Raw genomic sequence first — 13877 nt, 5'->3', positions numbered from 1 at the left:
AGAACTATGATCCAAAGTGTAAATTCCGTACCCGCATTTGACATAAAGCAGCAATATACCGCCATTGAAGCCGAAGTGAGTAGTGCTGTTCTCGAAGTTCTCAGTTCTGGCCGTTATATTGGCGGTCCAGCAGTGGAAGGCTTTGAACAAAAGTTTGCTGCTTATCATGGGGTAAGTGAATGTGTAGCTTGTAATTCCGGTACTGATGCTTTATATTTGGCGTTACGTGCCTTAGAAATTGGTGCAGGTGATGAAGTTATTACCACACCTTTCACCTTTTTTGCGACAACAGAAGTTATTACTGCTGTAGGTGCAACACCTGTTTTTGTAGATATTGATGCCACTACCTTTAATTTGGATGTAACCCAAATTGCTGCTGCAATTACACCCAAAACCAAAGCTATTATGCCAGTCCACCTGTTTGGTTTACCAGTGGATATGACAGCTTTAATGGTGATCGCTCAAGCTCATAATTTAGCAGTAATTGAAGATTGCGCTCAAGCCACCGGTGCAAGTTGGGGTGATCAAAAAGTTGGCAGTATTGGACACATTGGTTGTTTTAGCTTTTACCCAACTAAAAATCTTGGTGGTTGCGGTGATGGTGGTGCAATTACAACTAATGATAGTGCGATCGCTGCTAAATTAAGAGTATTACGAGAACATGGCAGCAAAGTTAGATACATTCATGAAGAAATAGGTGTCAACAGCCGCTTAGATGCCATCCAAGCCGTCATCCTGCAAATTAAACTGCGTTATCTAGACATTTGGAACAAACAAAGACAACAAATATCCGCTTATTATTATCAATACCTCAGTCAAATAACTGGTATCACACCACCCCAAGAATTATTAGGAGGAATAGGAGTCTGGAATCAATATACCATTCGCGTTTCCAGTGAAGATAGAAATGGTGCAAGTTCCAAATATCGGGACTGGATGCGGACTCAAATGCAAGAAAAAGATGTGAGTACCATGCTTTACTATCCCCGTCCTTTACACTTGCAGCCAGTTTATGAAAGTTTAGGCTATCAACTAGGACAATTACCAATATCCGAGCAAGCTTGTCATCAAGTAATATCTTTGCCCATGTTCCCAGAACTGACACAGGAACAGCAAGATAAAGTCATTTATGCCTTGAAAGATTGTTTAAGCTAGGGACTGGGAACGGGGGACTGGGGACTGGGGACTGGGGACTGGGGACTGGGAAAAAATTTTCACCCAATACCCCACACCCTATTACTTGTTTCAGTCCTAATTTTTACCACAAGCATTATCTTTGACAAATGATTACACTACTAAATAAACGTTTGTGTTAGAAAAATCAATTGCCAGAATTCTGTTATTATAAAAAGTCAATGGTTTAGTTAATAAATTATTTGCCAAATCAGGAACGGTATTTAACAAGATACCCTGGGAATTATGATCCCATAAAGGTATCAAAGCATTACCCCCTAATGTGGACTCCATGACTTCTAAAGTAATTTCATGAAAAAGCTTATTTACGGCGACTAAATTTAATCCGTAATTCATTATTGTAGCCATAGCCTTAATTTATCCGTCGATAAGTGAACAGTTAGCCAAATTTGTTGCAGGTAAAATATCTGACAAAAAATGCCCTAAAAAGTCAGTATTTTAACTGTAAATCATTAATTACCAAGAATTAATTACAAAGAATTTATCACAATGTATGTTGATCTAGAATAGTCTATAGTGTTGACCTTATTATCACGGATGCCACTATCTACACCTTTAATATCACCAGTCGATGGACCATTCACGTCTCCAGCATTAGTCGTGATAAAATAGTTGTTCAAAGTACCCCCGGATATGGTACTTGTTTCAGCTAGAGATAGTTCATGGAAAAGGCTATTCTCATTATGAGTCTTTAAGTCAGCGATGATTATTTCCTTCATTGTTTAATCCTCCAAGTTAAGAGTTAAATTTTTCTGGTTTGCTTGTCCAACTAAATTTAAAATAATATAGACTGTCCCTACAAATAAAGATTCATGCACGTCAATTTAGGACATAAATCAAAGAATTTTGTCTAAAAAAAATAATAAATCACTGTTAAAATATTCAGAGATAAATCAAATAAACTACCTATAAATTTAACTTTTATATTTTAATATTAGCAAACCAGAATAATCTAAAACTTAAATATAGTAAAGCGTTATGCAATATAATTTTAGGACATCATTGGACATAATTCAAGATATTTTGTCTAAAAAATTAAGACCTTTGTAGTAATTATCGGTAAGGCAATTTCCTCTTCACCCCGAAAAGCCGTGAATTTATTCCGGCAATATCATCCCGTTACTTGGTTGTCAATGAGTACATTTTGCATATACTAGAGTAAACATCAAGTTTTATGAAGCGAGGACTAGGAATGTACATAGTACAGATTGCCTCAGAATGCGCTCCTGTGATTAAAGCCGGAGGGTTAGGGGATGTTGTGTATGGACTCAGCAGGGAATTAGAGGGACGGGGAAATACAGTTGAACTAATTTTACCCATGTACGACTGTATGCGTTACGACCATATTTGGGGGCTACATGATGCCTACCTTAACCTGTGGGTTCCCTGGTATGGTGGAGCAGTTCACTGTACAGTATACTGCGGTTGGGTACATGGACGGGTTTGTTTCTTCATTCAACCCCACAGTGAAGACAACTTTTTTAATAGAGGTTGTTATTACGGTTGTAATGATGACAATATGCGGTTTGCATTCTTTAGTAAAGCAGCTTTAGAATTTTTGCTGCAAAGCAATAAAAAGCCAGATGTTATTCATTGTCACGACTGGCAAACCGGCTTAATTCCTGTCATGCTTTATGAAATTTACAAATATCATGGCATGGAATACCAAAGAGTTTGTTACACCATTCACAACTTTAAACATCAAGGTATGGGTGGTGTAGAAACTCTGGAAGCAACCAATTTAAATCGACCGGATTATTACTTCCAATACGATAAACTGCGCGATAACTTTAACCCCTTTGCTATCAACTTTATGAAAGCGGGGATTAATTACTCTAACGCAGTGACTACAGTTTCACCAAATCATGCGATGGAAGCCCAAACTAGTGAAGTTGGTTGCGGTTTAGGTCATACATTGCATTTACAGAAAGAGAAATTTACTGGAGTTCTCAACGGGATTGATTATGATTTTTGGAATCCCGAAGTTGATCGTTACATCCCCCATAATTACAATTGGGATGATTTTGAACAAAAAGCATATAACAAAAAAGCTTTACGAGAAAGACTGATGTTAGCTGATAACGATGATAAACCCATCGTGGCTTATATCGGTCGATTAGATAATCAAAAAGGTGTGCATCTTGTCCATCACGCTATTTATTACGCCCTCAGTAAAGGAGCGCAATTTGTATTATTAGGTTCAGCCACAGAACCAGCAATCAACGCTCATTTTCAACACGAAAAACAAGTTTTAAATAATAACCCAGATGTACATTTAGAACTAGGTTTTAATGAAGAATTATCCCACCTCATTTATGCTGGTGCAGACATGATTGTGGTTCCCAGTAATTATGAACCTTGTGGGTTAACTCAAATGATTGGTTTAAAATACGGAACTGTTCCCATTGTCCGCGCTGTTGGTGGCTTGGTAAATACAGTTTTTGATCGAGATTATGACCAAAATTTGCCAATAAAAAAACGCAATGGTTATGTATTTTATGAAATGGATAACCAAGCTTTAGAATCAGCAATGGGAAGGGCAATAGATTTGTGGTATCAGCAACCTGAGAAATTCCAACAATTGGCTATTCAAGGTATGCAATATGATTACTCATGGAATGTTCCCGGAGTCGAATATTTAGATATTTACGACTGGATTAGACATAAATGGTAAGTTGATTTTGTCTTAGATAAAACTCTTTTGGGGTGGGCAAGAAAACCTGCCCTAAAAGTTATAAACCAACCATTTTTAATCTTTGCAAAGCTGATCGGTGCTATGGTGTTTCTGTAGGTTTAGGAGTTGGTGTTTCCGTCGGTTCTACTGTTGGTGTTGGTGTTGGTGTTGGTGTTGGTGTTGGTGTTGGTGTTGGTGTTGGTGTTGGTGTTGGTTCTGGTGCAGGAGGATTTTCTGCTGTAACTGTTAGTTGATAATCCATAGGTTTCGAGTCTGTGGACACAACCACAAATTCATAAAATCCGGTTTCTGGTAATGTCTTGGAAACATCACGCTGTTTAGAATCTTCTAAAAATATGACTTTACCAGAAGGAGAATAAATTGATAGTAAAACCTGAGAATCTGCTTCTAGTTTAACTTCCATATTTTGTGCTTTAGCTAGTCCAGCGATAAAAACTTTACCTCCTCCTGGTTCAAGAGTCCCACTAACTGTTTTACCGGTAGCACCTTCTGCAAAGACTATTTTTTGAAAAGCACTATTTGCCAGGATAGCGTTGAGTTTATCACTGACAAATGCTTGCCAAACTTGTCCTATGGGTTGATCTAGGAAATTTTTACTGCGTTGTCCTGGGAATACACGGAAGAAAGCCGCATCTCCCAAGTCATACAAAGAACGACTACCAACGTTAATTTTGTTAACTTCTACCTTCCAGCGATCGCGTTCTGCTGATGTATAAGTTCCCATTTGCCGACGCGCCCTACTACTGAGAGAAGTCAGCTTTTCTAGAACTTCGGTTGCGGTTTTATCCCATTCTGCCCGCAAACTTTCATCTTCTGGTTGATCGCTGAGAGTGCGTCCTTGAAGACTGGGGTTTTTGTCCCAAAATACTTGATTCACTAAACTGACATAAAAGTTATTATCTATACCCAACTGTTCCCGGCGATCGCTCAATTTTTGTTTGCGTTCTCTTTCTGCTGGTGAATAATTAGCTGTAGGTTCAGGAGATGAAGTTTCGGTAGGAGTAGGACTAGATGTAATTGTTGGGTCACTTCCTCCTATATTCTGTAAACGGTTGTTAAATCCCCACCACAGCAGCCCTACACTACTAAATAAAGCTACGGTGACAATAAAGACGTTTGTGGTTGTCCATACACCTGTAGATTGAGGTGTGGGAATAACAATAGGTGGCGGTGCTGGGGTTTTGGGGGGAGAGATAGCAACAGTTTCCGCTGTAGGAATAGGAATAGGTGGAGGTGAAGGTGTTGAGGGTTGAGTAGGAGGAAAATTAACTGGGGTGTAGGGGTTGAGTGCTTGTAAAACTTGATGAGTTGTTTGATAGCGATCGCTTGGTCTGGGCGACAGCATTTTATCTAATATTTGTCCTAACATGGGACTGATGCTAACTTCCCGCCGCCATTGCCAAGTTAGATTTTGAGTATCAATTAATTCTTGTGGTTGTTTACCTGTCAGTAAAACTAACACTGTGACAGCTAAAGCATATAAATCACTGTGGGGAGAGACCACACCTGTTTGCATTTGTTCTGGAGGTGCAAACCCTATTTTTCCTAATAAAGTTCCGCCGCTGGTAGATGAAATAGTAGCAGATTGATAATATTGAGAAGCTACAGTTGCGGCTACTTGTTTGACACCACCAAAATCAATTAATACTGGTAATTGATCAACATTGCGAAGCATTAAGTTATCAGGAGAAATATCACGATGAATCACACCCACAGAGTGGATGTATTCCAAAACTGGTAAAATTTGCTCTAATAATTGACGGACTTCAGTTTCTGTAAATCGTAAACCCTGTTGTTTGCGGTTATTTAATAAAGAATTATAAGTTTCTCCGGCTACATGATCTTGTACTAAAAATAGATATTCCTTACCTTGTAAATTCATACTTAATAATTCCCGAAAGCGGGGAATTTGGGGATGTTTTAATTGATAAAGAACAGTAGCTTCCCGCTGAAATAGTTCCTCAGCTTTTTGGACAACGTAGGGAGTTTGAACTTGGGGGGAAAATTCTTTTAAAACACAAGGTTCTCGGAAACGATTGATATCTTCAGCTAAATAAGTCCGTCCAAATCCACCTTGTCCGAGTAGACGAACAATTACATAGCGATCGCCCAAAGTCTGGCCAGCTTGGATACCACTAGTAACAGCAGGAATATCTAACATTTTTTCTCCGCACTGGAGACAAAACTTACTACCCGACGGATTTTGATGCCCTTGAGAACAATAAATGTTAGTCATTAGTTATTAGTTATTAGTTATTAGTAATTGGTAATTAGTAATTGGTAATTGGTAATTGGTAGAATTTCTCTCCATATCCCCAGTCCCCAGTCCCCAGTCCCCGGTCCCCGGTCCCCAGTCCCTAGTCACTTATTCCCTACTTGATCAGATGCGATCGCATACCAAATTTGGAGAAAAGTCTGTTGATTTAGTTTCCCATGCTCTTGACCAGGAAACAATGGGTCAAATTTTTGATATGTCTCCTGTCGCAAATCCTGAAAAGACCGATATTTACCCAATTTACCAGCTTTAGCTAGTTTATCCCACCGTTGGGAATCTTGTTGACTATAATTACCTATTTTCTTGCGTGCGGACTGACTAAGATTAGCCTGTTCAATTTTCTTTAACAACTCATTAGCTGTACTATTCCACTGTTCACGTAAAACCCGATCTTCCGGTTTATCTGTTAACACCCTTCCTCCTAACCCTGGTCTGAGAGTATAAAAACGTTCATCTACTGTTTTAGTGAAAACCACTTGAGAAATTTCTAACTCTTTCAAACGGTTAAACACTTGTTGAATACTGCTGTTACCCTGACCTCCAGGATTATTGATAGATGGTATTTTAGGAACTTCAAGTTTAGGTAAATTAATTGATGATATACTCCTGACCGCAAAATTACCCAGCATCCACACACCTGCAACAGTTAAACTAACTCCCGTGGTCATAATAAAGCTAACAGCAAAAGGTCGTATCCATACAGGTAGAGGAATATTTTGGACAGCAAGTTGAGTATTTCTATAAACTTTTTTCCCAGGTGCTGCTACCATTGTTTTCAACTTAGTCATGTAGGAATTCTGGCTATTAACAGAAGGCTGCATAGTATTTACTTTCTTGATGACAGTAGAAACAGAAGATGATGCAGGTAAATCTTTGAGAACTTGATCAGCTGTTTGATAGCGATCGCTCGGTTTATATGCCAACATCTTCTTTAAGATTGCTTCTAATTTTGGACTTACTTTAATTTCCTTTCCCCAGTACCAATTGCCGTTATAGCTATCATAAAGTAATTGCGGTTCTTTCCCAGTCACCAACACCAAAGCCGTCACCGCTAACGAGTATAAATCACTGCTTTTATATACTGTTCCCTGAATTAACTGTTCTTCGGGTGCGTAACCCTTTTTACCTAATAAAGTCCCATTTCCAGCCAACTTGGTGCGCCAAAAACCCTGAGAAGCAGGTAATTGTTTTACACCACCAAAATCAATCAACACAGGTAAATTATCACTTTGGCGTAAAATCAAATTATCCGGTGAAATATCCCGATGAACTATATCTAAAGAATGAATATAACTCAAAATCGGCAGAAGATTATGGAGGAGATTAATAACTTCCTCCTCACTCAAAGACTTTCCCTGACTTTGAAGATGTTCAAATAATTGGTAATAATTAGCACCTTCAACATAATCTTGAACTAAGAAGAAAAAATTTTTAGTGCCAATCTTTGCTTGTATGGATGCGTGAAAACGCGGGATTTGGGGATGCTGGATTTTTTTGAGTACGCTTGCTTCTCGTTCAAATAATTCTTTGGCTTTTTGCAAATCTTCTGATTTGACGACCTGGGGTGCAAATTCCTTTAAAACGCACATTTGACGGGCTTTTTGTCTATCAATCGCCAAATAGCTACGCCCAAAACCACCCTGCCCCAGTATACGCGCAATTTCATAACGATGTTCTATTACCTGTCCTACAGTTAGAGGCAATGATTCTCCACAGTGAGTACAAAAAATGTTACCGTTATTATTGGCGTGTTGTTTGCTGCAATAGACGGACATAGTAGGGACGATAGATCAATAACTGATACTGTTCTACAACAGTGAAAAGGCAATTTACGAATTTTTAGATTAAGTTCGGGTTGTGAAGTGTATGAGTAAATTTGAAGTTGCAGATAAATCTTTAAAAACGCAGATAAACGCAGATAAACGCCGATAGAGATACATGATGTGATGAGTTTGATATTTTATGCAGTTTCACATAACCATAGTATAATAATTTACAACTTATGACTCCAAAAACACAGCAAGCTATTCAAGAACTAGAAAATTTTGTCTCTACTCCCTTAGCAGAGAAACTAGAACAGCATCTTAAAATTAACCCGCAAGAAATAGTGATCAGTTTATTTCAAACTGTAGCTGCTACTGTACCAGCTTACCAAAAATTTTTAGCAGCACATCACATCGATCCTGAAATCATTCAAACTTTAGCAGACTTCCAAAAATTACCAATAATTTGTAAAGAAAATTATATTTCTCTTTACTCTTTGTCAGAATTGTGTAAGAATGGAAAAATAGGAGGCTGTGATATGATCGCAGCTTCCTCTGGCTCAACCGGGAAACCTACATTTTGGCCGCGTTTCTTCACCGATGAACTACAAATAGCCACAAGATTTGAGCAGATTTTTCACGATAGTTTTTATGCAGACAGCAAACGCACATTAGCTGTAATTTGTTTTACCTTGGGAACATGGGTAGGGGGAATGTTCACAACTAACTGTTGTCGGTATCTTGCTTTAAAAGGATATCCTATCACGGTCATTACTCCTGGTAACAACAAAACAGAAATATTGCGCGTTGTGCAAGAACTTGGTGATAATTTTGAGCAAGTTGTATTATTAGGATATCCGCCATTTCTTAAAGATGTAATTGATACGGGTATTGCCAATAGTGTGAATTGGGGACAATATCAGATTAAATTAGTAATGGCAGGAGAAGTATTTAGTGAAGAATGGCGGAGTTTAGTTGGAGAAAGGATAGGATCTAAAAATCCCTGTGATGATTTTGCGTCCATGTATGGAACAGCAGACGCAGGAGTTTTAGGAAATGAAACACCTTTAAGCATTTGTATTCGACGGTTTTTAGCAGCACATCCTCAAGCAGCAAAAGCATTATTTGGAGAATCTCGTTTACCGACATTAGTACAGTATGATCCTAGTAGTCGATTTTTTGAAGTTGAAGACGGTAGACTCATATTTTCTGGTAATAATGGCATTCCTTTAATTAGATATAATATCTTTGATCATGGTGGTTTAATTAGTTATGACCAGATGCTGAAATTTTTAGCTGAGTGGGGTTTTAATCCCATTGCAGAATTACAGCACAATAGAGGAATTAATCAATTACCGTTTGTTTATGTTTTCGGACGTGCTAATTTTACAGTTTCTTATTTTGGGGCAAATATTTACCCAGAAAATGTGACAGTGGGATTAGAACAACCGATAATTAGAGAATGGGTAACGGGTAAATTTGTGTTACAGGTAAAAGAAGACTTAGACAAAAACCGCTTTTTATCTGTGGTTGTAGAATTAGCACCCAATGTAGAAGTTAGCGAAGAGAAAACTATAACTATTGCTAATTCTATACTTGCTCAATTGTTGCGGTTAAATAGCGAGTTTGCTAATTATGTTCCTTCAGAATATCAAACACCGCAGGTAGAATTAAAACCTACAGGTGATGTTGAATATTTTCCTGTGGGTGTCAAACATAGATATACACGCAATTAAAAATTTCTTAATTACGAATTTAATTTAAAAACCTGTATTTTTGTTGTGAAAAGCTTTGAGGTTTTCAGCTTGTTGTAATACACGTTGACTAATGCGATCGCACGCTAATTCACAAAGCTCAAAAATAATCGGGTCTGCAATCTCATAATAGGCGCTAGTTCCTTTAGGCTGACGGGATAAAATCCCTGCTTGAGTTAACACTTTCAAATGCTTAGACAGATTGGCCTGTCCTAAACCTGTTGCTTCCCCAATCTCCATGACATTCATAGAACCTGATTTGAGACAGGTCAAAATTTGTAACCGGCTTCCTTCGGATAACACCTTGAAATAGTCAGCCACCGCTGCGATAATAACTGGATCAGATGTAGAGGGATTTGTTTTTGGCATTATGACAACTCAATCGTCAGCAAAACAATTCATCACTATTTAGGATTATAACTAAATATCAATAATTTATAAATAGGAGTCAGGAGAAACAAGGAGAGGATTTTATTCATCAATCACCAAATTACAAAAACATGATAGAATCACTATACAGTTATTGAGTTAATTAATTAATAGCTTTAATTTCCGTTTAAAATATCCAAAATTTATTTATGAATGTAGAAGAAATTATTAAACGCTATGCTGCTGGAGAAAGAAATTTTCAGCGAATTAATCTCCAAGATGCAGAACTAACCAACGCAAATTTAGAAGGTGCGGATTTTAGCTATGCTGATTTACGTCAAACAAGGTTAGGAAAAACTAATTTTAGTCAAGCTTGTTTCCGAGAAGCTGATTTAAGTGAAGCTATTCTGTGGGGAATAGATTTAAGTTCAGCAGATTTATATCGTGCTATTCTGCGAGAAGCTGATTTAACAGGGGCAAAATTAGTTAACAGCCAACTATATCAAGTCAACTTAATTAAAGCTAGTTTATGTGGTGCAAATTTGCATGGTGCAAAACTGTCTGATTCTTTATTAATTAAAGCAGATTTCCGTCCTAGTTCTAATCAACGAACAGACTTAGGATATGCGGATTTGAGTAAAGCAGATTTGAGTTATGCTGATTTACGAGCGGCTACTTTACATCATGCTAATTTAGATGGTGCGAAATTGTGCAGAGCTAATTTAGGTCGCATAATTCAATGGGGAGATTTAGCAACTGATTTAACAGGAGCGAGTTTAAAAAATGCTGATTTAAGTTTTGCAAATTTCACTCATGTTATATTAAAAAATGCCAATTTACAAGGAGCAGATTTAACAGAAGCAATTCTCACGAATGCGGATTTGCAAGGGGTAATTATGCCAGATGGGACAATTCATGATTAAAGCGATCCCAAAAAAAGAATCCATATAATTTTCCTACTTAATCCGTAATGGCTCTGAGAGATTGTGTATTATTCCCAAGTATACAAAATATAATTCCTCAGAGTTCCTTGGCAATGTATCAAATATCAGTACAACGGTTAATATTATCACTTTTCGTTAGTTTGATGGCTGTCGCACCTGTCACCGCAGCTATTAATGAGCCTTCGGTATCTCATAAACATCGTGATTTAAATATCATTGTTCAATCAAATAATATTGTTGGCGAAAATCCCGTTGATAAAACATGGAATTTGATTCGCACTGCTCGACAATATGCCGCTAATGGACAAAAAGAACAGGCATTTTCTAGCCTTTTAGAAGCGGAAAAAACTGCTCGGTTATCTGGTAATTCTGCCACTGTTGATCAGTTGTTAGGGAAAATAGCGGTAGCACAGGCTAAATTAGGAAGCTATGAAAAAGCGATCGCTATTACTAATAGCATGAGTTATAAAACCATGCCTCCCCAAGCTTCTGCCTATGTTCCTTTACGAACGGAAACGGAAATTGCTATTGTTAATGCCTATTTACAAGCTAGAAAATTTAACCAGGCCAAACAATTTGCCGAAGGAATTAAATTAGGTTCATCCCAAAATCAGGTGTTAATTCCCATCATTTCTAACTTAGCTGATCGGGGACAATTTAACGAGGCGATCGCCTTAACTCAAAAAATTAATGAAGACTATCCAGCAGAAAAAGCGCGATCTGCCATCATCAAGGGATATATCAATACAGGACGTTTTAATGAAGCTGTGGCATTTACTAAAACCATTACTAATGAAACCGAAAAATTATCGGCGCTGATGATGTTATCTCAGTGGGCAAGACGTAATGGAAAGTTAGATATAGCTTACCAAACAGCTAACCAAATTAAATCACCCGGTGGAAAAATTCCGACATTAATTGATGTTGCCATAGCTTATGCCCAGGCCAAACAACAACAAAAGGCGATATCAATCATTTCCCAAGGCTATGAAAACGCCCGCAAAGATAAATATCCATATCTTGCTCCTTGGGCTAGATACTTTGCCCAAATAGGGGCTTTTGATCGGGCTTTAGCTATTGCTAATAGTCGCAAAGATTATGAACAAGCAGATGCAAGATTAGAGATCGCCCGTGAATATAGTAATAATGGTCAATATGCAAATGCTATTTCATTGACGCAGTTAGTAAAGGATGGACAATTACGAGTAGTAAGAGACATCCCTGATCCCAAGGTAGAAACAGTAAATCAAATTGTCCGTCAAGCTGCTAAAGCTGGACAATATAATTTAGCAATTAAGGCGGCAAATTCCTTGACTACTGGACAATATCGAGTTCAGGAACTGCGAACAATTGCCCAACAATACCAACTAACTAAACAACCTCAAAAAGCTGCTGCTGTCCTAGAAGAAGCATTAAAAATTGCGCGGACAGTGGATAGAATTACGATTTTTTATGATCGCAATATTTACTTTTCTGTTAGTAATGCAGGTTTATTACTAGATATAGCGCGGGACTATTCCCAACTCAATCAAAGCGATCGCACAATTGCCATATTAAATGAAGCTTTGACTTCAGCAAAGACACTCAAGGAAGAAAATATTAATTCTGTTAGGGAACAGGTGCAATATTTAAATGTGATCGCTAAATTGTATATGCAATTTGGAAAACATGATCAAGCTTTGGCATCTGCGGAAAGTGCTTTAAAATTGGTGGAAAATTTACCCAAACAACCCTCATTTCCCTCTTGGCCAGTTCATGTACTAGCTGATGTAGCGGAAATTTTTCACATTGCCCAAGCAGGAGATAAAGCTAATCAAATTTTAACAAATGCTGTTTCTTTAAGTGACAATATCAACGATACCATACAAAAATTATGGGCAAAGGTAGCAATTGTTAAAGCCTATGCCACCCTGAATCGAGAACAGCAAATTAAAACCACAGTAGAAGCGGGATTTAAATTAGCCCAAACCCTAGAACCTTCACAAAAAGATTGGTTAACAGATAGACTCATAGTTGCTGCTGCGGCATCTGATCCAGCTTATGCTATGGAATTAACACAAAAAATCATATTAGAACGCCCTCAGCAAGTTTCCATTCTCGCACAAATAGCCATTAACTATCACGCTAACGGTCAACATCCCCAAGCGCAATCAGTTGTTATTAGACTAGAAGACATTGCTAAAACTATTGCCGATGATGACCAAAGCGAGCAACTTTTAAATATTGTAATTAGAAATTATTTTGTACCTGCAAATATCAGAAATATTCCCATTTGGCAACTACTTCAAGCTGGGCAAATTAATGTCCAAATTCAATCTCACCAAGCCAAAGCTTATAATTGGTCATTAATAGCGAAAGCCTATGCTTTTCAAGGAGAAGCCGGTCGTGCAAGTCAAACAATGGGATTTGCATTAGATGAAGCAAAAAATATTGTTGATAACTTTGAACGTCGTGATTTTCTCTGGCAAATATTTGATGAAGCTTTAACAGCAGGAGAATCCAGTCTAGCGGTGCAAATTGCTAATAGTTTTAAACAAAAGTCAGAACGTGATACAGCAATATCTCTAGTACAAGACAAGTTTTAGGCGATTAAAAATCGCTACTACACAAGCAAAGGATTTGAAACCCACGGAGGTGGGTTTTGTCTGTATAGCTGCGACTTCCAGTCGCCAAGGCTTTATTTCACCCAAATAAATAATAATTAACGCACTGTTCCCCGCAAATTTTCAGCATCAATTGGTTTGATGAGATAAACTAAAAATAAATTCCAAACAATGGCAATAAATAACGGAATTTTTCGCACGAATTTTATTAATTTCAGTTTGGTTTATAATCTAAATATAAACCGTCATATAGGACTCATATTTGAATTTTGAAAAAATC

General features: G+C 37.7%; 10 protein-coding genes and 1 pseudogene. 5 read left to right on the top strand and 6 right to left on the bottom strand.

The features are described 5' to 3' along the window. Positions 1–6: 6 nt before the first annotated feature. The gene (locus tag VB694_RS10485; RefSeq protein ID WP_323360259.1) at positions 7–1155 is read left to right on the top strand and encodes a DegT/DnrJ/EryC1/StrS family aminotransferase; all 1149 of its coding nucleotides are present in this window, start codon (positions 7–9) and stop codon (positions 1153–1155) included. A 132-nt stretch (positions 1156–1287) separates the two neighbouring features. Here VB694_RS10485 and VB694_RS10480 read toward each other — a convergent pair whose 3' ends face one another. Together VB694_RS10480 and VB694_RS10475 are read right to left on the bottom strand one after the other, a co-directional pair. Continuing rightward, positions 1288–1542 carry a hypothetical protein gene (locus VB694_RS10480; protein ID WP_323360258.1) on the bottom strand — a complete coding sequence of 85 codons (255 nt, stop codon included), beginning with the start codon at positions 1540–1542 and terminating at the stop codon, positions 1288–1290. 122 nt (positions 1543–1664) lie between these two features. Further along, complete coding sequence (locus tag VB694_RS10475) at positions 1665–1913, bottom strand: hypothetical protein (RefSeq protein WP_323360257.1); 249 nt, start codon at positions 1911–1913, stop codon at positions 1665–1667. A gap of 473 nt (positions 1914–2386) precedes the next feature. On the opposite strand from VB694_RS10475, the gene glgA reads away from it, so the two are divergent. Further along, positions 2387–3868: a glycogen synthase GlgA gene (glgA, locus tag VB694_RS10470; protein WP_323360256.1), complete on the top strand. Its 1482-nt coding sequence runs from the start codon at positions 2387–2389 to the stop codon at positions 3866–3868. A 100-nt stretch (positions 3869–3968) separates the two neighbouring features. Here glgA and VB694_RS10465 read toward each other — a convergent pair whose 3' ends face one another. Further along, positions 3969–6125 (bottom strand): serine/threonine-protein kinase, encoded by a 2157-nt coding sequence (locus tag VB694_RS10465; protein WP_323360255.1) that lies wholly within the window; start codon positions 6123–6125, stop codon positions 3969–3971. A 125-nt stretch (positions 6126–6250) separates the two neighbouring features. Continuing rightward, positions 6251–7939 (bottom strand): serine/threonine-protein kinase, encoded by a 1689-nt coding sequence (locus tag VB694_RS10460; protein ID WP_323360254.1) that lies wholly within the window; start codon positions 7937–7939, stop codon positions 6251–6253. 227 nt (positions 7940–8166) lie between these two features. Between VB694_RS10460 and VB694_RS10455 the strand changes: the two genes are divergently transcribed. Then, entirely contained in the window at positions 8167–9663 is a 1497-nt protein-coding gene (locus tag VB694_RS10455) for a phenylacetate--CoA ligase family protein (protein WP_323360253.1), read from the top strand. A gap of 24 nt (positions 9664–9687) precedes the next feature. Here the strand turns inward: VB694_RS10455 and VB694_RS10450 are convergent, their stop codons facing one another. Further along, a complete protein-coding gene (locus VB694_RS10450) occupies positions 9688–10050 on the bottom strand; it encodes a metalloregulator ArsR/SmtB family transcription factor (protein ID WP_323360252.1) in 363 nt (120 codons plus the stop codon). A gap of 209 nt (positions 10051–10259) precedes the next feature. Between VB694_RS10450 and hetL the strand changes: the two genes are divergently transcribed. Further along, on the top strand, positions 10260–10973 hold the full coding sequence (gene hetL / locus VB694_RS10445) for a heterocyst differentiation pentapeptide repeat protein HetL (RefSeq protein ID WP_323360251.1): 714 nt from the start codon (positions 10260–10262) through the stop codon (positions 10971–10973). A 113-nt stretch (positions 10974–11086) separates the two neighbouring features. After that, positions 11087–13579, top strand: a complete 2493-nt coding sequence (locus VB694_RS10440) for a hypothetical protein (protein WP_323360250.1) — start codon at positions 11087–11089, stop codon at positions 13577–13579. Positions 13580–13695: 116 nt separating this feature from the next. Here the strand turns inward: VB694_RS10440 and VB694_RS10435 are convergent. After that, positions 13696–13812: pseudogene (locus VB694_RS10435) on the bottom strand (magnesium-protoporphyrin IX monomethyl ester cyclase); the annotation flags it as partial. Between the last annotated feature and the right edge of the window lie 65 nt (positions 13813–13877).

It is taken from the genome of Anabaena sp. UHCC 0451, assembly GCF_034931405.1.
Classification (GTDB): domain Bacteria; phylum Cyanobacteriota; class Cyanobacteriia; order Cyanobacteriales; family Nostocaceae; genus RDYJ01.
The sequence above is the reverse complement of the archived record's forward strand: the minus strand, read 5'-3'. Positions and strand labels throughout refer to the sequence as shown.